Origin of the sequence: Streptomyces sp. G5(2025) (genome assembly GCF_049542075.1) — a bacterium.
Taxonomy (GTDB): domain Bacteria; phylum Actinomycetota; class Actinomycetes; order Streptomycetales; family Streptomycetaceae; genus Streptomyces.
This window is the reverse complement of the sequence record NZ_JBMUZT010000006.1, coordinates 176,184-195,177: the sequence shown is the minus strand read 5'-3', so window position 1 is coordinate 195,177 and position 18,994 is coordinate 176,184. Positions and strand designations below refer to the sequence as shown.

General features: G+C 71.9%; 17 protein-coding genes and 3 pseudogenes. 7 read left to right on the top strand and 13 right to left on the bottom strand.

The window, feature by feature from the left end:
• The first annotated feature begins 56 nt into the window (after positions 1–56).
• On the top strand, positions 57–227 hold the full coding sequence (locus tag ACOBQB_RS11530) for a hydrophobic protein (protein ID WP_423591155.1): 171 nt from the start codon (positions 57–59) through the stop codon (positions 225–227).
• A 74-nt stretch (positions 228–301) separates the two neighbouring features.
• Here ACOBQB_RS11530 and ACOBQB_RS11525 read toward each other — a convergent pair whose 3' ends face one another.
• Both ACOBQB_RS11525 and ACOBQB_RS11520 read right to left on the bottom strand, forming a co-directional pair.
• Complete coding sequence (locus tag ACOBQB_RS11525) at positions 302–544, bottom strand: hypothetical protein (protein WP_423591154.1); 243 nt, start codon at positions 542–544, stop codon at positions 302–304.
• A 130-nt stretch (positions 545–674) separates the two neighbouring features.
• Positions 675–1,559, bottom strand: a complete 885-nt coding sequence (locus ACOBQB_RS11520) for an ANTAR domain-containing protein (protein WP_423591152.1) — start codon at positions 1,557–1,559, stop codon at positions 675–677.
• Positions 1,560–1,809: 250 nt separating this feature from the next.
• On the opposite strand from ACOBQB_RS11520, the gene ACOBQB_RS11515 reads away from it, so the two are divergent.
• Positions 1,810–1,989: a hypothetical protein gene (locus ACOBQB_RS11515; protein ID WP_423591151.1), complete on the top strand. Its 180-nt coding sequence runs from the start codon at positions 1,810–1,812 to the stop codon at positions 1,987–1,989.
• Between the two features lie 57 nt (positions 1,990–2,046).
• Here the strand turns inward: ACOBQB_RS11515 and ACOBQB_RS11510 are convergent, their stop codons facing one another.
• From ACOBQB_RS11510 to ACOBQB_RS11495, 4 genes are all read right to left on the bottom strand, one after another.
• Positions 2,047–2,667, bottom strand: a complete 621-nt coding sequence (locus tag ACOBQB_RS11510; RefSeq protein WP_423591149.1) for an L-threonylcarbamoyladenylate synthase — start codon at positions 2,665–2,667, stop codon at positions 2,047–2,049.
• 79 nt (positions 2,668–2,746) lie between these two features.
• Entirely contained in the window at positions 2,747–3,208 is a 462-nt protein-coding gene (locus tag ACOBQB_RS11505; RefSeq protein WP_423591147.1) for a hypothetical protein, read from the bottom strand.
• A 53-nt stretch (positions 3,209–3,261) separates the two neighbouring features.
• Positions 3,262–3,702 carry a hypothetical protein gene (locus tag ACOBQB_RS11500; RefSeq protein WP_423591145.1) on the bottom strand — a complete coding sequence of 147 codons (441 nt, stop codon included), beginning with the start codon at positions 3,700–3,702 and terminating at the stop codon, positions 3,262–3,264.
• A 14-nt stretch (positions 3,703–3,716) separates the two neighbouring features.
• A complete protein-coding gene (locus ACOBQB_RS11495; RefSeq protein WP_423591143.1) occupies positions 3,717–4,166 on the bottom strand; it encodes a hypothetical protein in 450 nt (149 codons plus the stop codon).
• A gap of 163 nt (positions 4,167–4,329) precedes the next feature.
• Here ACOBQB_RS11495 and ACOBQB_RS11490 point away from each other — a divergent pair.
• Positions 4,330–5,561: pseudogene (locus ACOBQB_RS11490) on the top strand (ATP-binding protein).
• Positions 5,558–6,679: a tetratricopeptide repeat protein gene (locus tag ACOBQB_RS11485; protein WP_423591142.1), complete on the top strand. Its 1,122-nt coding sequence runs from the start codon at positions 5,558–5,560 to the stop codon at positions 6,677–6,679. Before ACOBQB_RS11490 ends, ACOBQB_RS11485 begins: the two are co-directional and overlap by 4 nt.
• 116 nt (positions 6,680–6,795) lie before the next feature.
• On the opposite strand, the gene ACOBQB_RS11480 is transcribed toward ACOBQB_RS11485, so the two are convergent.
• The 3 genes from ACOBQB_RS11480 to ACOBQB_RS11470 form a co-directional block, all read right to left on the bottom strand.
• Positions 6,796–8,625: an RICIN domain-containing protein gene (locus tag ACOBQB_RS11480; RefSeq protein WP_423591141.1), complete on the bottom strand. Its 1,830-nt coding sequence runs from the start codon at positions 8,623–8,625 to the stop codon at positions 6,796–6,798.
• A 71-nt stretch (positions 8,626–8,696) separates the two neighbouring features.
• The gene (locus ACOBQB_RS11475; RefSeq protein WP_423591139.1) at positions 8,697–10,532 is read right to left on the bottom strand and encodes an RICIN domain-containing protein; all 1,836 of its coding nucleotides are present in this window, start codon (positions 10,530–10,532) and stop codon (positions 8,697–8,699) included.
• Between the two features lie 125 nt (positions 10,533–10,657).
• A complete protein-coding gene (locus tag ACOBQB_RS11470) occupies positions 10,658–11,464 on the bottom strand; it encodes an anti-sigma factor antagonist (protein ID WP_423591136.1) in 807 nt (268 codons plus the stop codon).
• A gap of 129 nt (positions 11,465–11,593) precedes the next feature.
• Here ACOBQB_RS11470 and ACOBQB_RS11465 point away from each other — a divergent pair, with 129 nt between their 5' ends.
• Positions 11,594–11,935 carry a helix-turn-helix transcriptional regulator gene (locus tag ACOBQB_RS11465; RefSeq protein WP_423591135.1) on the top strand — a complete coding sequence of 114 codons (342 nt, stop codon included), beginning with the start codon at positions 11,594–11,596 and terminating at the stop codon, positions 11,933–11,935.
• Positions 11,936–12,204: 269 nt separating this feature from the next.
• Here ACOBQB_RS11465 and ACOBQB_RS11460 read toward each other — a convergent pair whose 3' ends face one another.
• Positions 12,205–12,789 (bottom strand): TetR/AcrR family transcriptional regulator, encoded by a 585-nt coding sequence (locus ACOBQB_RS11460; RefSeq protein WP_423591133.1) that lies wholly within the window; start codon positions 12,787–12,789, stop codon positions 12,205–12,207.
• Positions 12,790–12,948: 159 nt separating this feature from the next.
• Here ACOBQB_RS11460 and ACOBQB_RS11455 point away from each other — a divergent pair, with 159 nt between their 5' ends.
• Positions 12,949–14,382 (top strand): FG-GAP and VCBS repeat-containing protein, encoded by a 1,434-nt coding sequence (locus ACOBQB_RS11455; RefSeq protein WP_423591131.1) that lies wholly within the window; start codon positions 12,949–12,951, stop codon positions 14,380–14,382.
• 7 nt (positions 14,383–14,389) lie between these two features.
• Here ACOBQB_RS11455 and ACOBQB_RS11450 read toward each other — a convergent pair whose 3' ends face one another.
• A complete protein-coding gene (locus tag ACOBQB_RS11450; RefSeq protein WP_423591129.1) occupies positions 14,390–14,881 on the bottom strand; it encodes a DinB family protein in 492 nt (163 codons plus the stop codon).
• Positions 14,878–15,524: pseudogene (locus tag ACOBQB_RS11445) on the bottom strand (class I SAM-dependent methyltransferase). Before ACOBQB_RS11445 ends, ACOBQB_RS11450 begins: the two are co-directional and overlap by 4 nt.
• A gap of 92 nt (positions 15,525–15,616) precedes the next feature.
• Here ACOBQB_RS11445 and ACOBQB_RS11440 point away from each other — a divergent pair.
• Positions 15,617–16,198: a helix-turn-helix domain-containing protein gene (locus tag ACOBQB_RS11440; RefSeq protein ID WP_423591127.1), complete on the top strand. Its 582-nt coding sequence runs from the start codon at positions 15,617–15,619 to the stop codon at positions 16,196–16,198.
• Positions 16,199–16,521: 323 nt separating this feature from the next.
• Here ACOBQB_RS11440 and metE read toward each other — a convergent pair.
• A pseudogene (gene metE, locus ACOBQB_RS11435) lies at positions 16,522–18,884 on the bottom strand (5-methyltetrahydropteroyltriglutamate--homocysteine S-methyltransferase).
• Positions 18,885–18,994 lie beyond the last annotated feature (110 nt).

Below are 18,994 nucleotides of genomic sequence, written 5' to 3'. Positions count from 1 at the left end.
CCTGCGTGCATAAGGGCGTGGGCCGGGGGCACACGGTGCTCTGGAGGTCGATATCGATGGTTCCCCTGCTGATTGTTCTTCTGCTGGCCCTGCTTCTCTTCGGTGCCGGATTCGCGCTGAAGGCGCTGTGGTTTGTCGCGGCGGTGGTGCTCGTCCTGTGGCTGCTCGGCTTTGTGATGCGTTCCGCGGGAGCGGGCGGCCGGCGAGGCCGTTGGTATCGCTGGTAGGAATCCGCAGCAACCGCGGCCGGGGTCCGGACGAGATTCGTCCGGACCCCGGCCGCGTATCGATTCCGCCCGTATCAGGCGGCGTCCCTGCCCCGCATCCGCTCCCCGAAGCTCCGGGCCGCAGACGTGGATGGCGATACCGATGCCATGGCCGGTGAAACGTCACTGCCGCCGGGGATCAGGCGCAGATGGCGCCGACGGGCGTGACGGGCGGAAGAAGTCCGCCCTTCGGCGTCGAGCAGCCCGTCCTCCAGACGCACCACCACGAACAGCAGAAGCGCCAGCCCCGGCAGGAGCAGGACGGCGACCGCGATCATGCCGCTCCCCTTTCCGTTGAGGACGCGGTGCGGGTGCCCGTCAAACCGGCAGGCAAGGGCGTTACGGCGTGAAGATTCCGCAAGAGAACGGCTCTTGGCGCTACTCCTGGCGTCGGCGCGGCGTCTGGCGCTACTTCTGGCGCGCGAGGGCCAATTGGTGCAGGTCTTCCAGCGCGTCGAGGACGACCGTGCGCTGGTGCCAGTCGATCCACGTGCCGATGGCGCGGCTGGTGCGGTGCAGCGCCTGGAGCCGGGCCCGGTCGAAGCCGTCCAGGGGGTGCGGATGGTGGGAGGAGATGACGCCGCGCACGGTCCTGGCGTCGTCCATGAGGGGGACGCTGTGGACGCCGCGGCTCCCGGCCGAGAGGATCACGCGGCGTGAGATGTCGTCGAAGCCGGGAGACAGGGCGACTTCTTTGACGGTGACCTGGTTGCCGCCGACCGCCGCCCGCGAGCAGGCGGTCTTTCCGTCGACGAAGGCGAAGTGGTCGGTGAACTGCCGGGGCAGGCCGGTGTGTCTCTCCATGCGGAGCGTGCCGTCCTCGACCAGCTGGACGTTGCCCATGTGCGTACTGGTGATCTCCAGGACACGGCGCAGGGCGGCGCCGAGCACCTCGCCCTGGTTCCTCGCGTCGAGCGTGCCGACGCCCAGAGCGGTCAGCGGCGGGGCCGGGTCCTGGGGCCGTTCGCCGAACCACAGCGAGGCGCCCTGAGCCGGGCCCGGCATACGGGCGACGGCGACCGCCACCTGGTGGAGTTTGATGTTGGCCCGCTGAGAGGCCTGGCGCATCAGGGCGAACGCCGCGTCCGCGTCCGGCAGGCCGTACCGCTCGACCAACACCCCTTCGGCCAGCGCGATCTTGGGGCGGGCGCGCACCTGCACCTCCAGCTCGAACACCTGCTCCTGGAGTTGTTGTGCCCGGACCGTGAGCTGGTCTGTGGCCCGTTCTGTTCCCTCTTGCCGTGAGGTGGGCTGCTCGTCATGAGGGTGGGGCACAAGTTGGTGATCCGTCATGCTGTCTTTCTCCCGCGGGCGTGCGTTGAGGCTCGCTCCCCAGCACTGAGGGTGACAGTAGCCCGCCGGGTTCGGGGCCGTCATGGCACCCCCGAAGGCCGGCCGAGAAGGCCCGCGACCGGCGCCCCCAAGTCCGCGTCAGCCCGGGAGGGCGGCGGACAGGCATGGACGGCCCGCCACGGGGCACCCGGCCGGTGAGCCGCCCCGCACCGCCGCGCGGCGGCGGGCCGCCCTGCCTGAAGGAGTAACCGTGCTCGCTATCGGCGCAGCCGTCGTGTTCGGCACAGCCTGGATCCTGCATCTCACGGAGACCTCCACCAACATCTTCTTCGGCACGACCAGCCTGATGCTGCTCGGCCTGACACTGACGGCCGCGCACCTCGCGGGAGTCGGCGCGGGCTGGGCCCCGCAGAGCCGCCGACGCCGCTGAGCCGAGGCGATGCAGCTCGCTGTCGAAGACGACCGCGCCCCGCCGTTCCCGCCGCGGCTACTCGAAGCGTGAGGCGTCGCCCGCGCCGTGGCGCACGACCTCGGCCTCGCCGCTGGAGAAGTCGATGACGGTCGTGGGCTCGGTGCCGCAGTCACCGGAGTCGAGAACGACGTCCACGACGTGGTCGAGCCGCTCCTTGATGTCCCAGCCCTGGGTGAGCGGCTCGTCCTCGTCGGGCAGCAGCAGCGTGCTGGACAGCAGGGGCTCGCCGAGCTCGGCGAGCAGCGCCTGGGTGACCGTGTGGTCGGGGATGCGGACGCCGACGGTCTTCTTCTTCGGGTGCAGCAGCTGGCGCGGGACTTCCTTCGTCGCGGGCAGGATGAACGTGTACCGGCCGGGGGTGGTGGCCTTGATGGCACGGAACACGTCGTTGTCGAGATGGACGAACTGACCCAGCTGTGCGAAGTTCTGGCACACGAGGGTGAAGTGGTGCCGCTCGTCGAGATCGCGGATCGTACGGATGCGGTTGATGCCGTCGCGGCTGCCGAGCCGGCATCCCAGCGCGTAGCAGGAGTCCGTGGGATACGCGATGAGCGCGTCGGAGCGGATGCTGTCCACCACGCTGGTGATGCTGCGCCGCTGGGGGTTGTCGGGGTGCACGTCGAAGTACTTCGCCATTGGCCGATTCTAGGTGATCAGAAGGCGCGCGCCGCGGGCGGCACGGGCAGCGGGTCCCCGCCCCAGGCGCCCGGCGTGATCAGTGCCAGGGGCAGCGCGGCAGACCGGGGAACGGATCGGTGCTGGTGAGGACGCTGCTCGCGGGCATGTTGCCCCATGCCTGGAGGCCGGGCAGCTGCACGGCCTCGTCGCCCTGCGTGTAGTACCAGATGTTGTTGCCGCCCTTGTGCGCCTCACCGATCGAGTAGCACACGAACCAGCTCTGGGTCGTCTTGAGGCGTCCGGTCACGGGGGCGTCGAAGGCGGGGCGCCCGTAGAGGTCGCCCGGGGCGTTGGCGCAGTACAGGTCGCCGGTGAAGGTGTTGCCGAGCGTGTCCTTGTGGACGACGCCGGGCCGCAGGACGCAGGTCACCTCGTCGGTGGCCGGCGTGGCGGTGCTGGTCGCCGAGGCCGGGGCGGTGGCGGGCACGGCGGCTGCCGCCGTCAGGACGAGGGCCGAGGCGACGGTGCGTCCGCGTCGTATCACCTGGGAAAGAGCCACGGGTTCACTCCTGGAGTCCAAGGGTCGGGTCGGTGGTGCGGCAGAGCCGTGGATCAGCTGGGCAGGCAGGCCGGTACGCCCGGGAACGGGTCGGGCTCGGTCTCGATGCGGAACGCCGGAACGTAACCCCAGCCCTTCCACAGCGGCCAGTTGGTCACCTCGTCGCCCTGCGTGTAGTACCAGATGCGGTTGCCGCCCTGGTGCAGGTCACCGCTCTCCCAGCACACGAACCAGCTCGGTGACGTCTTCAGCTTGGCGATGACCGTCCCGTAGACCTCAGGGGTGGCGAAGACGTCCGCCACGGCGTTCTCGCAGTAGAGGTCCTTGGTGTACGTGTGGCCCTTGACGTCGGTGTGCCGCACATTGTCACGGACGTAACAGACCGGTCCGGCCGCGTCCGTCGCGTCCGCCGCGCTCGCCGTCGCGGGCAGGCACAGCGCGGCCATCGCCGCGGCCAGCACCGCCCCCACGAAACGGTTCGTCATCTTTGTCATCCCCGACATCCCCGTTACCCCCACGAACACTTGGGCAGGCCCGGAACCGGGTCCTGCGGCGTCTCCAGCATCACCGCGGGCATATAGCCCCACCCCTGTGCCGTCGGGCGTGAGACGACCTCGTCGGCCTGGGTGTAGTACCAGATGTTGTTGCCCCCGGCGTGCGGGTCACCCACCTTCCAGCACACGAACCAACTGCGGGTGGTCACCATCCGGCCGACCACCGGACTGTCCCTGAACGACTGGAGGCGTACGTCGCCGGGCGCGTTGTCGCACAGGATGTCCGCGTCCCACGTCATCCCGGTCCAGTCCGTGTGCGCGCTGCCCTCGCGCATGACGCACGCCGTGGCCGAGCCCGCGGCGTGGGCCGGCCCGGCCGCCGTGCTCATCGGGCCCGTCGCGGCGACCGTCGCGGCGACCGCCGTCGCGAGCAGCGCACCGCCGGTGCCGGTTCTTCGCTTCATCGAAACTCCCCGCGCTCCTGTGAATCCCTCCGATGGCCGAAGTCTGACGGGGACCCCTGACGGCGCGCTGACTGATCCGAACGGAGCGGTCGTGGCACCCGGAGCCCGGCTCCGGCCCAGGGGCGACGGGCAAATAGGGTAGCCGCATGTCCGAGGACTCCCCCTGATACGAAGCTTGCGCACGGCTGTTGAGGCGGCACCCGCCGACGTACCGCTACGGCTGCATTTGGCCGATTTGCTGCTGGCGGCCGGGCAGCCGGACGCCGCGGTCGCGGAGGTGGCCGTCGCGCTTCAGCACGCGCCGGGCGACGGCGAGGCCCGGGCACTGATGGCCCGCGCGATGGGCGCCCCCGCCCCCGCCCCCACACTTTCGGCCTGCCCGCCCCCGACGCCCGCACCGGCGCCTTCGACTGGCGTGCCGCCGCCGACCAGGTGGGCGACGCGATCCCGCCCCGCTTCGTCGAGGCGCCCCTGACCGCCGACGGCAGCGGCGACCCCGAGGGCGCCGGCGCCTGGGACGTGGACACCCCCGGCACGATCCGCCTGGCGGACGTCGGCGGCATGCGGGAGGTCAAGGAGCGCCTGGAGGCGGCGTTCCTCGCTCCCCTGCGCAACCCCGAACTGCGCAAGCTGTACGGCAAGAGCCTGCGCGGCGGACTCCTCCTGTACGGGCCGCCCGGCTGCGGCAAGACCTTCATCGCCCGCGCCATCGCCGGTGAACTGGGGGCGGGTTTCCTGTCCGTGTCGGTCAACGACGTCCTCGACATGTGGATCGGCAACTCCGAGCGCAACATGCACGAGATCTTCCAGACCGCCCGCCGCCAGGCGCCCTGCGTCGTCTTCCTCGACGAACTCGACGCGCTGGGCGCCAAGCGCAGCCGCACCCAGCACAGCGGGCTGCGCAACACCGTCAACCAGCTCCTGACCGAGCTGGACGGCATCGACTCCGCGGCCGACGACGGCGTCTTCGTGCTCGCCGCCACCAACGCCCCCTGGGACGTGGACATCGCCCTGCGCCGCCCCGGACGCCTGGACCGCACCCTGCTCGTCCTGCCGCCCGACGCCCCCGCGCGTGAGAGCATCCTCCGCTACCACCTGAACGAACGCCCCGTCGAGAACGTCGACTTGGGCAAGCTCGTCAAGGCCACCGACGGCCTGTCCGGCGCCGACCTGGCCCACCTGTGCGAGTCCGCGGCCGAACGGGCCCTGCTCGACTCGGCGCGCACCGGCACGGTCCGCATGATCGGCATGCGCGACCTGCTCGACGCCGCGCGGCAGATCGTGCCCTCCACGGAACCGTGGTTCGCCTCCGCGCGGAACGTCGCCATGTACGCCAACGAGGGCGGCACCTACGACGACTTGATCACCTACCTGAAGAAGAAGCGGAAGCTGTGAGCACGCCGACCCCCGCCCTCGACCAGGCCCAGGCCCTGATCGAACTCAAACGCTATGGCCAGGCCCAGACCCTCCTGGCCCGCCTCCTCGCCGAGGACCCCGGTGACGTACGCGCCTGGGTCAAGATCGGCTACTGCCACCTCCACATGGAACAGCCCAAGCAGGCGCTGACGGCCGCCGACGAGGCCCTCAAGCTGGCGCCCGAGGACTACGGCGCGCTCCGGCTGCGCGCCCAGGCGATGACACACGACAACGGCTGGCTCAAGGTCCAGCCCGTGCTGCGCGAGATGATCCGTGTCGCGCCTCATGACTCGTTCGCCCACGCCATGCTCGCCGACGCCGTATGGCGCGAAGCCCTGGTCCGGCACGTCCGCGAGAGCGGCGCCCGGCAGATCACCCACGACGCCGCCGACCGTGTCTCCCGCGAAGCCGCCGACCTGGCGATGGAGGCGCTGCGGCTGGGGCCCGAGGACGTGTACGCCCACGAGATAGCGCACCGCATCGCCAGCACCGCCGGGAACGGCACGGTCTCCGACATGCTCGACGAGGCCATCCTCCGCATCGACCCCCACCACGCCGAGGCCCTCGCCCGGCAGACGAGGAAGGCGGCGCGGGCACCGGGCGTGGGGGCCGCGCGGGCCACCGAGCTGTACGCGGACGCGCTCGCCGCGGAGCCCGACTCCCCGTCCCTGCGCCAGGAACTCGACCACGCCACCTACCGCCTGCTGCGGGGCACGCGCTGGCTCGCACTGCTCTGCGTGGGCCTGGCCGGCGCCATGGTCGACGTCTTCCCCGCCGACGACCGGCCCGCCCCGGAGCTGCCCATCCCCGTCGGCCAGCGGCTGTGGTTCCTGTTCGTCATGGCCGTCATCTGGGCCTTCGGGGCATGGCGCCGCTACCGCAGGCTGCGGGCCGGCGTCCAGCTCCACGTCCGCTCCCTGGTACGCCGCGGCCGCTGGGCACGCATCGTCCTGGCCCAGGCGGGCTGGGCCATGGTGTGCGCCCTGCTGATCACCGAGATCCCGTGGACGGACCGGGCCGTGCCGCAGATCATCTTCTGGGCCGGGCTCGTGCCCACGGCGGCGACCATCTGGTTCGACAAGAAGAAGGCCCGCTAGCCGGCCGGGCGGGCCGGGGAGGGCCGGGCGATCTTCCTCTCAGCGATGACACGCTTCTCACCCACGGCAACGCCTTCCGCGCCGCCCGCTGGTCGCGGGCGGCGGCCGTCACTACGTCAGGCGACGCTGCGTCGCACGAAGACGTCGTACGCGGCGTTGGTGTCACCCGGGACGAGGTCGGAGGCGGCGGAGGAGAAGACGGTGTGGCGGCCGTCGGCGCTGATGGACGCCTCCGACGAGTAGTGGTCGCCGTCCCCGCCGTCGGTGTGGGCGGTACTGACGCGCTGCGTCTTGTCGGTCTCCTGGTCGTGGACGAAGACGTCGCTCACGGCGTTGGCGTCCCTGGCGATGAGGTTGCCGGCGCTGGAGGAGAACGCGACGTGCCGGCCGTCGGCGCTGATCGACACCAATCCCGAATGCCCGTCGCCCTGCGTGCCGTTGTCGGCGACGCTCACCCGCTGCGTGGTCCCCGCCTGGCGGTCCCGTACGTACACGTCGATACGCCCGTTGGTGTCGCCGGGCACCAGTCCGGCGGCGCTGGAGCAGAACGCGACATGGCGTCCGTCGGCGCTGATCGAGGGCGACGTCGAGTCGCGGTCGCCCTGGGCCCCGGTGCCCGTCACGCTGACGCGCTGCGTGGTGCCGGACACCAGATCGCGTACGAAGACGTCGTCGGCCGCGTTGGTGTCGCCGGACACGAGGTTGGACGCGGCCGAGGTGAAGGCCACGAACCGGCCGTCGGCGCTGATGGACGGCGCCGTCGACTCCCCGTTGCCCTGCGCGCCGCCGCCCGCGACGCTGACGCGCTGCGTGGTTCTGGCCTGCCGGTCGTGGACGAAGACGTCGTCGGCCGCGTTGGTGTCGCCGGGCACGAGGTTGGACGCGCCCGAGGTGAAGGCCACGAACCGGCCGTCGCCGCTGACCGAGGGGGAGAACGACCAGCTGTTGCCCTGCCCGCCGTTGCTCGCGACGCTGACACGCTGGGTGGTGCCGGCGGTGCGGTCCCGCACGAAGACGTCCCTGTTGCCGTTGGTGTCACCGCTCACCAGGGCCCGCGCCACGGATTCGAAGGCGACGTACCGCCCGTCGCTGCTGATCGACGGCTCGTCGGACCACTCGGCGGGGGCGCTCTCGGCGTCTCCGTCGGTCAGGCTGACACGTTCGGTGGTGCCCGCCGACCGGTCCCGTACGTACACGTCGGACGCGAGATTCTTGTCGCCGGGTACGAGGGAGGCCGCGTCGGAGGTGAAGGCCGCGTACCGCCCGTCCGCGCTGAGGACCGGTGCGCTGTCCATGAGCTGCGTGGACGTCTGGGCGCCGCCGGAGGTGAGGTTGACCCGCTCGGCCACGGTGGCGGGCGGCAGCACGGGCGGGGCGTCGAGGGCGGTCGCGTTCTCCGCCCGGGGTGCCCGCTGGACGAAACCGCTGCCGGACTGCCCGTAGCACTGGGCGAGTTGCACGGGTACGCCGGACCCGTGGGAGCCCGAGGCGACGTCGAGGCAGAGGGCGGGGGAGGGGGCGGCGGCCCGGAGACCGACGTGCTCGGCCCCGCTGTCGACGAGGCGGAAGTCGGCCCCGGCCGCGGCGGTGCAGGCGCCCTGACGCGTCCGCGTGCCGACACCGGCGGAACCGGGGTCGGGGACGATCAGGCAGTGGTTGCTCCGGGCGTTGACGACGTTGACGGTGCCGCCACCGGTGGGGGACTCCCGTAGGTACCATTCCGCGCCGACCTGCCCCGTGCAGTCCGCCTGGACGATCGGCGCGTCGAGGGACTGCGACGAATCCTTGGTCTCCACGCACTTGCCGCTGTGCACGGCGATGATGTTCACCGCCGAGGCGGCATGAGCCCGCGGGGCGCTCAGCCCCACCGAGGCCATCGCCACCACGACCGTCCACGGGACGACCCGCAACCGTATCCGACGCGACGACCACATCAGCTGACGCACGATCAGGCTCCTTCTGCTGTAACGACTTTGCGAGGCGGACGACGGCGACGACGGGCGCAGAGCGGGCGGTGCTAGGGAGCGATGCGACGGACGAAGGTGTCGGGGCGGCCGTTGGTGTCCCCGCTGATCAGATTGGCCGCCGAGGAGGCGAAGGAGACAGAGCGCCCGTCGCCGCTCACCGACGGCGACGCGCACAGCCCGTCCGCCTCGATCCCGCTGCCGGAGCTGCTGACGCGGTGGGTGGCGCCCGTCTCGCGGTCCCGGACGAAGACGTCCGCCACGCCGTTGGTGTCGCGCACGATCAGATTGGTGGAGCCGGACGTGAAGGCGACGTGCCGGCCGTCGCCGCTGACCGCCGGATCAGCCGCGTAGGCGTTGCCCTGACCGCCGCCGCCGGAGACGCTGACGCGTTCGATCGTGCCCGAGCGCCGGTCCCGCAGGAAGACGTCCTGCTTGCCGTTGGTGTCGCCCGTCACCAGGTTCGACGCGTGGGAGGCGAAGGAGACATGGCGGCCGTCCGAGCTGATCGACGGGGCGGAGGCGTATCCGTTGCCTTCGCTGCCGTTGCCGGCGACGCTGACGCGTTCGGTGGTGCCGGACTGCCGGTCCCAGACGAAGACGTCGTGCTGGTTGTTGGTGTCGCCGGGGACGAGGCGGGCCGAGTTGGAGAGGTAGGCGATGTGACCGCCGTCCGAACTGATCGACGGCCCGGTCGAGTTGTCGTAGCCGTCGTTCCCTTCACCGGTCTCGCTGACGCGCTGGGTGGTGCCGCTCTGCCGGTCCCGTACGAAGACGTCCCACTCGTTGTTGACGTCGCCCGGCACCAGGGTGGCGGAGAAGGACTCGAAGGCGACGTGACGTCCGTCGGCGCTGATGGAGGGCGCGGAAGAGCCGGAGTTCCCCTGGCCGCCGCCGCTCGCGACGCCGACGCGCTCGGTGGTTCCGGTCTGGAGATCGCGTACGAAGACGTCACCCGAGTTGTTCGTGTCGCCGGGCACCAGGTTGGACGAGCTGGACTCGAAGGCGATGTGGCGTCCGTCCGCGCTGATGGAGACCTCCGACGACCCGGAATTGCCCTGGCCGCCGCTGTCCGTGACGCTGACCCGCTGGGTCGTGCCGGTCTGGAGGTCGCGTACGAACACATCGCTGTAGCCGTTGGTGTCGCCCGGCACCAGGTCGGCCGCATGGGAGACGAAGGCGACGCGGCGCCCGTCCGCGCTGACCGCCGAAGCGCCGTGGGAGTCGGAGGCGGGCTTCGTCTGGGCGCCGCCCGAGGCGACGCTGACCCGCTCGGGAGAGGCGGTCGGAGTGCCCGGCGGCAGCGGGTCCAGGGGCGTGTCGTCGCCGACGCGCGGAGCCCGTTGCGCGAAGCCGGTGCCGGACTGCCCGTCACAGGTGCCGAGTTGAAGGGGTACGCCGGACGCGTGCGAACCCGAGGCGACATCGAGGCAGAGGGCCGGGGCGGGCACGGCGGCCTGAATGCGGATGTACGCCGTGCCGGTGTCCACGAGGCGGAAGTCGGCCCCGGCGGCGACGGAACACGCCCCCTGCCGGGTCTGGGTGCCCACGCGCGCCGAGGCCGGGCCCGGCACGGTCAGGCAGTGGCCGCTGTGCGCGTTGACGATGGTGACCGTGTTGCCGCCGGTCGCGGACTCGCGCACGGACCACTCGGCGCCGGGCTGCCCGGCGCAGTCGGCCTGGAGGACCGGCGCGTCGAGGGACTGCGAGGAGTCCTTGGCCGCCAGGCACTTGCCGCTGTGCACGGCGATCACGTTCACCGCCGAGACGGCGTGGACGGCGTGGAGGGCGTGGGCGGCCGGAGCGCCCCCGCCGACCGAGGCCGCCACGACGCCCCACACCGCGACCAGTGATGCGAACATCCGGTACCGCCACCGCTGCTGGCGCATGGAACCCGTCCTTCCCGCTGGTGCGCGGCAGCCTGCCGGGCGGCGCTGACATGCTGCTGACGCGGAGTGACGCGGAGATGCGGCCCGTTCCGCAGCCCGGGGCGGTACGTGGCTACGACATCACGTCAACGGGGGTTCTGCGCGGGGACGGCGGGACCGGCTCCGTCGCCCGTCGTCCCGCCGTTGGACGCGGGCGCCGCGCGGGCCGAGTGGGTCTTGCTGACGGCGGCCACGAGCTGATGGTGGATGCCCTCGGGCAGGGTGCTCCCCTGCGCGGTGCCGACCAGGTCACCGGCCAGGCGGTGCAGCTTGGTGTTGGTGTTCTGCGAGGCCGTGACCAGCACCTCCCAGGCCGCCTCGGGGCTCAGGCTGAAGGAGGACATCAGCATGCCGCGGGCCAGGTCGATGGTGGGACGGGTCTGCATCGCCCTGCGCAGCTGGGCGACGACGACCCGCAGATCCTGACCGGACTCCTCGTCCTGATCCGCGTCACGGGCCGTCGCCTGCGCGGGCCCGCCCTTCTGGCCCTCGGGCGTGAACAGGTGACGGGTGCCCGTCAGGTCCAGGATCCGGTCGACCGCGGGGCTCCTGGAGGCGATGCCGATGGCCTTGCCCTGGCGCAGGACCCGCTGGCGCAGGCCGAGCAGGAGGTTCAGGCCGGAGCAGTCGCAGAACACCACCCGGCTCAGATCGAGGTCGACGACGCGGGCCGCCCGGTCGAGGGCTTTGCTCAGGCCGGGCCGCAACATGCGACCGGCCTCAAGGTCGAGCTCTCCCCGCAGCACCAGCGTGATCCGGTCGTCGCCGTCCGGCACCGTCTCGAAGGACGCCGGGGGCGACGTCTGCGGCAGGGAGGTCGGTGTTCGGCCGTCATGGCCATGCTCGGCGCCTCGCCCCATGAGGGAACGCTCAGGATGTACAGGCTCCGGCATGGCCTCTCCCTCTCGTCATCGCCCGCCGCCGCTCCCAGGCTGCCCGGAGCGGCATACACACGTCAACTAATACCTGAAACGTAGTACGTGTTTTTGAAAACGCGTATGGCGAGTCGCTAGAGTTGGGGCATGGATGGAGTGCCCGAGCCACACACTGGATGGACGTTTCTCACTAACCACGCACGGGTGCTGGCAGCTATCGCGGACGATCACAACGCCCGCATCCGCGACATTGCCGCACACTGCCGACTCACGGAACGCGCCGTGCAGAAGATCATCGCGGACCTGGAGCGGGACGGTTATCTCTCCCACACGAGGGAGGGACGCACCAACACCTACCGGATCGACCCCAGCAAGGTGCTGCGCCACCCCGCGGAATCCGGGCTGGCCGTGGCATCGTTGCTCTCGCTGCTGGCCCGTGACGAAGCCGACCGCAGCGACGCGAGCAGCCGGCCCCACGCCACGGCCTGACGGGACCCGGCTGTCCGGGCCTTCAGTTTTCGTCTGGCGGGCAGGCCCTGACGCCCGGCCCTGACGGCCGTCGCTCAGAGCTTCTCGGCCTCCTGGACGCGGTGCGGGTGGATGAGGACGTCGTAGGCCCGGCCGAGGGCGAGCGTGGGCGGCGGGTCGGGATCGAACACCGAGCCGGCGTCGTAGGTGGGGCGGGCGGCGTCCCCTTCTGCCTGTCGTACGCACCGACTCGGGCGTCTGAAGAGCCTGCTGCCGGAGCCCCGAACCGCCTATGCCTTGAGCACGCGGAGCGTGGCTGCGCGTAGGTGGGCCGCCGCCTCGGCGACGCTCACGCGGCCGGCTCCGACTTCGCCGCCGGCGGCGTGCCCCAGGGCGATCACCGCCGCGACCAGCCAGGCGGCGGGCGGGCCGGGGTCGAACTCGCCCGCGGCCTGCCCCTTCGCGACCAACCGGGTCAGCCGGTCCGTCACGGGTTCGTGCCGCGCCCGGTCGGCATCGGCATGGCCAGGGCCGGTGCCGAGCTGGAGCAGCACGGGATGCTGCTCGAACAGCCGCCAGCCGATGTCCTGAAGCCGCAGGAGCGCGTCGAGGGCGGGCCCGTCCTCGACCTCCGCCGCGTCCATCGCCGCCATGGCCTCCTGCGTGACACGGTCGGCGACGGCTTCCAGCAGCGCGTCACGGGTGCCGAAGTGGGCGTAGACGGTCTGGCGGGTGAGGCCGGCCGCCGCGGCGACGGCGGCCATGCCCGCGTCGGGCTGTTCGGCGAGCAACCGGACCGCGGCCTCAAGGACGGCTTGTCGGCTCCGCTCGGCGTCGGCACGACGGGTTCTTGTGGTTCCTGCCGGAGAAGGCAACTCTTGCGACCTCGTCAGAGCTAAGTGGCCCGCATATCTTACAGCGATGTCTTACGGCGATGCAAACAAGGGTAGCGCCGGAACTGGGCACCGACAGCAACCTTTCCGCCTCGCCGGTGGTCACGTGTGTGTCTTGGCGTCGGTGATGTGCGAGGTCCCATGCAACGGCTGGATGAAGAGCAACGGAAAGCGCGGACGTCGCACCTCCTGGCGTACGCCGCCGGGGCGCTGGCAACCGTACTGCTGGCGCCCGGATGCGGTACCGCGGATCGCCCGGCCGAAGGCGGCCACGGCGAGGGACGGCAGGGACGGCAGCACCCGGCCCGGTCGCAGGCTGAGCGGCCACCGGCCGGGAAGCCCTCGCCGCGGCCGCGCCCCGGAGATTTCAACGGCGACGGCTACGACGACTTCGCGGCGGTGGTGGAGGGCCGGAGCCTGGTGGTGGTGTACGGCTCGGCGGCCGGACTGGATGCGCACCGACGCACCGTGGCCCCACAGCCGGCCTCGAAGGCGGGCCCCGAGGAGACGCGGCTGTTCCGCGCCGATCTGGACCACGACGGCTACACCGACCTGCTCCAGGCGCCCCAGCGTCACGGGACGACCGTGCTGTGGGGCGGTCCGCGCGGCGTCGGCGACCCGCAGCCGCTCGCCGGGGCACCGAGAAGCCCCACGGCCACCGGTGACTTCGACGGTGACGGCAACGCCGACCTGTTCATCCCGGGCGGTGTCACGGGCCCCGAGGGAACGGTCTGGTACGGCCCCCTCAAGCGCGACGGCACACCCGCCCGCCGCCAGAACCTGACCGACGGCCGCTGGCCGGACTCGGTTCCGGCCCGCTCCCTGGCCGGTGACTTCGACGGGGACAAGGCCACCGACCTGGCGCTGTGGTTCCACGGAACCGACCCGGAGATGGAGGGCGACGGCGAGGTGACGGTCAGCGGTCTGCACTATCTGCGCGGCGGCCCCCGAGGGCTGACGCGCGCCGAGCGCCGCGAGCGGCCGGACCTGGGCATGGAGGGGCAGCCGGGAGATGTGGACGGCGACGGCAGCGACGACCTGTACGGGGCGAGTTTCCTCGCGTCGCAGAAGAAGCTGAGCGTCGGCTACCGGCTCAGTACCCGCTCCGGGCCCGAGAGCGGCAAGCGGGACGCGGTCACCACCGGCCCCGCGCCGGGGCTGACCGCCAAGACGCAGTACGGCGGCATGGGCGGCACCGCCCTCGGCGACGTCACCGGTGACGGCAGGGCCGACCTGGTCACCTCGGCGTCCGGCGCCAACGACGACAACGGCGTCGTCTGGCTGGTCCCCGACCTGCTCGCGGCAGAAGCCGAGGCCGTGCAGGCGATCGCTCTCGACAGCCCGGGCGTCCCCGGCAGCGACACCCCCTCCGCCGGCCGGGGTCCCACCCGCAACCGCATCACCGTCGTAGGCCCGCTCCTGGACACTGACGGAGACGAACACCTGGACGTGGTGGTCGGCGCGCCCGGCTTCCTGGACGCGAAGAAGCGGGACGTGGACGCGTTCTGGGTGCTGCGCGGCACGGGGGAAGGGATGCGGTATCAGCGGCACTTCACCGCCACGGACCTCCACTGAACGGCGTTCAGCGGCCGGTCGTGCCGTCGGCCAGTTCCCGCAGGATGTCGGCGTGTCCCGCGTGGCGTGCGGTCTCCTCGATCAGGTGGGCCAGCGTCCAGCGCCGCGAGGGGGCTTGCCTGCCGTGCCCGGCCGGGCGGGGGCCCGCCGCCGTGAGGTCGTCCCAGGAGGCGATCTGGTCGTTCGCCGCGGCGTTGGTCTCCCGGTAGGCGGTGACGACGGCCTCGGCGGTGTCGTCCGGGGCGGGGTGGAACGTGGCCTTCCAGTCCCGCACGTCCTGGCCGAGCAGCCAGTGCCGTTCCACGTAGGTGAGATGCCTGACAAGCCCGAGCAGGTTCGTCCCCGACGGCACGCCGGCAGCGCGGGCCTGGACTTCGGGGACGCCCTCGGCCTTGGCCGCGACGGAGGCGCGAAGGTAGTCGAGGAAGCCGACGAGTACGTCCTTCTCGCCGGGGCCGGTCGACGGCGGCCCGGCGTCGCGCCGCCGCTGCGCGCTCATCGTCGTTCCGCCAGATCCGCGCCCGCCCTGCGGAGGACCAGCACGTGGTCGACGACGGTCGCGGTGCCGCCCGCCGGGCCCGTGGCTCGCCGTTGCGGGCTGTCGGCACGTTCGATGGACCATTCCGCGGGGTCGAGTGCCAGCTCCTCGGCGACTTCCCGGGGCGACGGATACCGTACGTCGGGGTCCTCGCTCCACGACCACGGCGCCGTGGAGCCGTGGTCGACGACGACGAGCCGGCCCCCGGGTTCACCGACTCCGCGGCGGTCCGCAGCGCGCGGGCGCGGTCCAGGGCGAACGGCGTGTGCAGGTACTGCGCGCACACCAGATCGAAGGCACCGGCGGGGAAGTCGTCGGCCAGATCGACGCGGAGCGCGGTGACAGGCACTTGGGCGCGGTCGGCCTGCTCCTGGAGTGCCCGCACGGACACGGCGGAGATGTCGACCGCGGTCACCCGCCAGCCGCGGGCGGCGAGCCAGAGGGTGTCTCCTCCGGCCCCGCACCCGAGGTCCAGCGCGGTGCCCGCGAGCAGTGAACCGGCGACCTCCACCAGCCTCGGATTCACCGCCACCACCGGCGACTCGGCAGCGCGCTGGCTGTGGAGCTCGTCCCAGAAGTTGGCGGCCCGGTCTTGAGCGTTCATGTCTCTCCTTCACGAGGACTGTGGCGGACCCACGCTGGCGCGAGCATCCGTGAACCGCACGGAAAATTGCCGTTATGGCATGATCGGGCGGCGTGACGGAGAAGACGGATCAGGTGCTGGACGCGGTCGGTCCCCGGCTGCGCGCCCTGCGGAAGCAGCGCGGACTGACCCTGGCCGACCTGTCGACGGCGACGGGGACTTCGGAGAGCACCCTGTCCCGGCTGGAGAGCGGCGGCCGGCGGCCGACCCTGGAGCTGTTGCTGCCGCTGGCCCGCGTGTACGGGGTACCTCTGGACGACCTCGTCGGCGCCCCTCGGACGGGCGACCCACGCATCCACCTGCGGCCGCTGCACCGCCACGGCATGACGTTCATCCCGCTCACCCGCCGGGCGGGCGGGGTGCAGGCGTTCAAAATGCTGATCCCGAGCCGCCTGGAACCGGCGCGGCCGACGCCGCAGACCCACGGTGGCTACGAATGGGTGTACGTCCTCAACGGACGGCTCCGGCTCTTGGCGGGCGACCGCGACATCGTCCTGTCGGCCGGCGAGGCAGCGGAGTTCGACACGGCGTTGCCGCACTGGCTCGGCTCGGCCGACGGGCACGCGGTCGAGACGCTCGTCCTGTTCGGCCCTCAAGGCGAACGGGCACACGTGCGCGCGCACCCCACGCGGTAGCGGGAGACCTCGGGCGCCACCCCGAGCTTTCATGAGGTATAGTCGATCTTGACCTGGTCGCGGCAACTCACCGCGGTCGGCGATGCGTTGGTGGTCCAAGGAAAGACGCCCCGCTTCCTGCGGGGAAATGCAGGTGCAAGGCCTGCCCGGCGCTCGACAGGGGCCCGTCCGCGTATGACGCGGACGGGCCCCTCACATGTGTGCTCGTCTCATGGATCGAGCAGACGCCCGACCCCAACCGGTCAGGGCAGCGGACCTGAGAACGGCGCTGCCCCCCTACGCCCGGCAACGGGACGCCGCCGCCGGACGTGGGGGGGCGGTGCTCAGGAGGAGTCGAGGGCGAGCGAGGAGCGCACTTGCCTGGCCGCGGCGACCAGGTTCTCTAGGGAGGCGCGGACCTCGGGCCAACTCCGGGTCTTCAGACCGCAGTCCGGGTTGACCCACAACCGCTCGGCCGGAATGGCCTCAAGTCCCTTACGGAGCAGGGCGGCCGCCTCCCCTGCGCCGGGGACACGCGGTGAGTGGATGTCGTAGACGCCGGGACCGGCCCCGCGCGGGTAGCCGTGCGCCGCCAGCTCGCGTGCGACCTGCATGTGGGAGCGGGCCGCCTCCAGACTGATGACGTCGGCGTCGAGGTCGTCGATGGCCTGGACGATGTCGCCGAACTCGGCGTAGCACATGTGGGTGTGGATCTGGGTGTCCGGGCGGACGCCGCTCGTGGCGAGGCGGAACGCCTCCGTGGCCCAGGCCAGGTAGGCGCCGCGCCCGGCGGCCCGCAGCGGGAGGGTCTCGCGCAGCGCGGGCTCGTCCACCTGGATGACCGGCGTACCGGCCGCCTCCAGGTCGCCGACCTCGTCGCGCAGGGCGAGGGCGACCTGGCGGGCGGTCTCGGCGAGGGGCTGGTCGTCGCGGACGAAGGACCAGGCGAGCATGGTGACCGGGCCGGTGAGCATGCCCTTGACCGGACGACGGGTCAGCGACCGGGCGTACGCCGTCCAGCGCACCGTCATGGGCCCGGGGCGCGAGACGTCACCGGCCAGGATCGGCGGGCGGACGTAGCGGGTGCCGTAGGACTGGACCCAGCCGTGCCGAGTGGCGAGGTAGCCGGTGAGCTGCTCGGCGAAGTACTGGACCATGTCATTGCGTTCGGGCTCGCCGTGCACGAGGACGTCGATGCCGGCCTCCTCCTGGAAGGAGACGACCTCACGGATCTCCGCCTCGACGCGCTTCTCGTACGCCGCGGTGTCGATGCGGCCCGCGCGCAGGTCGGCCCGCGCGGTGCGCAGCGCGGTCGTCTGGGGGAAGGAGCCGATGGTGGTCGTGGGCAGCAGCGGCAGTCCGAGGTGGGCGTGCTGGGCGGCCGCCCGTTCCGGGTACGGCTGCGAGCGTCGCCCTTCGGCGTCGGTGACAGCCGTGGCGCGGGCGCGTACCGCTGGGTCGTGGGTGAGGGCGGAACCGGCCCGGGACGCCAGGGCGGCGCGGTTCGCGGCGAGTTCGGCCGCGATGGTGTCGGTGCCCTGCGCCAACCCGCGGGCCAGGGTGACGATCTCGCCGGTCTTCTGGCGGGCGAAGGCCAGCCAGCGGGCGACCTGCGGGTCGAGGTCGCGCTCCGCCGAGGCGTCCAGCGGGACGTGCGCCAGGGAGCAGGAGGCGGCCACGTCCACCCGGTCGGCCAGGCCGAGCAGCGTGCCGAGGGTGGACAGCGACTTCTCCAGGTCGTTGATCCACACATTGCGGCCGTTCACCACGCCCGCCACCAGCCGCTTGCCGGGCAGCCCGCCGACAGCGGCGAGGTCGTCGAGGTTCGCCGCGGCGGGACCGGTGAAGTCCAGCGCCAGCCCCTCCACGGGCGCCTTGGCCAGAACGGGCAGGGCTTCGCCGAGCCGGTCGAAGTAGGAGGCGACCAGGATCTTCGGCCGGTCGGCGAGCGCGCCCAGCGCACGGTAGGAGCGGGCCGCGGCGTTCAGTTCGGCGGGGGTCCGGTCCTGGACGAGGGCGGGCTCGTCCAACTGCACCCACGCGGCGCCGGCCGCCCGCAGGTCGGCGAGCACCTCCGCGTACACCGGCAGCAGCCGGTCCAGGAGGGTCAACGGCTGGAAGTCCGCAGCGACGCCAGGGGCCGGCTTGGCCAGGAGCAGGAAGGTGACCGGGCCGACCAGCACCGGGCGCGGCGTGTGGCCGAGGGCGAGCGCCTCCTTCAACTCGGCGACCTGCTTGGTGGAGTCGGCGGAGAAGACGGTGCCGGGGCCGAGTTCGGGAACGAGATAGTGGTAGTTGGTGTCGAACCACTTGGTCATCTCCAGCGGCGCCACGTCCTGGGTGCCGCGGGCCATCGCGAAGTAGCCGTCGAGGGAGCATCCCCTGGTCGAGCGAGGCCGCGAGCTCGGGGAAGGCCGGCTTCGATGGCGGCACGGTGGCGGTCGGGGATCGCGCCGACCATGACGCTGGTGTCCAGGACGTGGTCGTAGTAGGAGAAGTCGCCGGTCGGCACCTCATGGATACCGGCGTCGGCGAGCTGCCGCCACGTGGCCCGGCGGAGGTCGGCGGCGACGGCCCGCAGGGCGTCGGCGTCCACGCGGCCCTGCCAGTAGCCCTCGATGGCCTTCTTCAGTTCCCGGTGGGGGCCTTGGCGTGGGTAGCCGTACACGGTGGCCCTGGCTGTGGCGGCCGTAAGTCCGGTGGTCACGGAACTCTCCTTCGCGAGTGTCTCTCCGAAAGACCCCGGCGAAGGATCGAAGGCGCGAAGGGATGGCCGACCGGGCGGACCACGCCGCTGTGCCCTCGCGTGTGCCACCT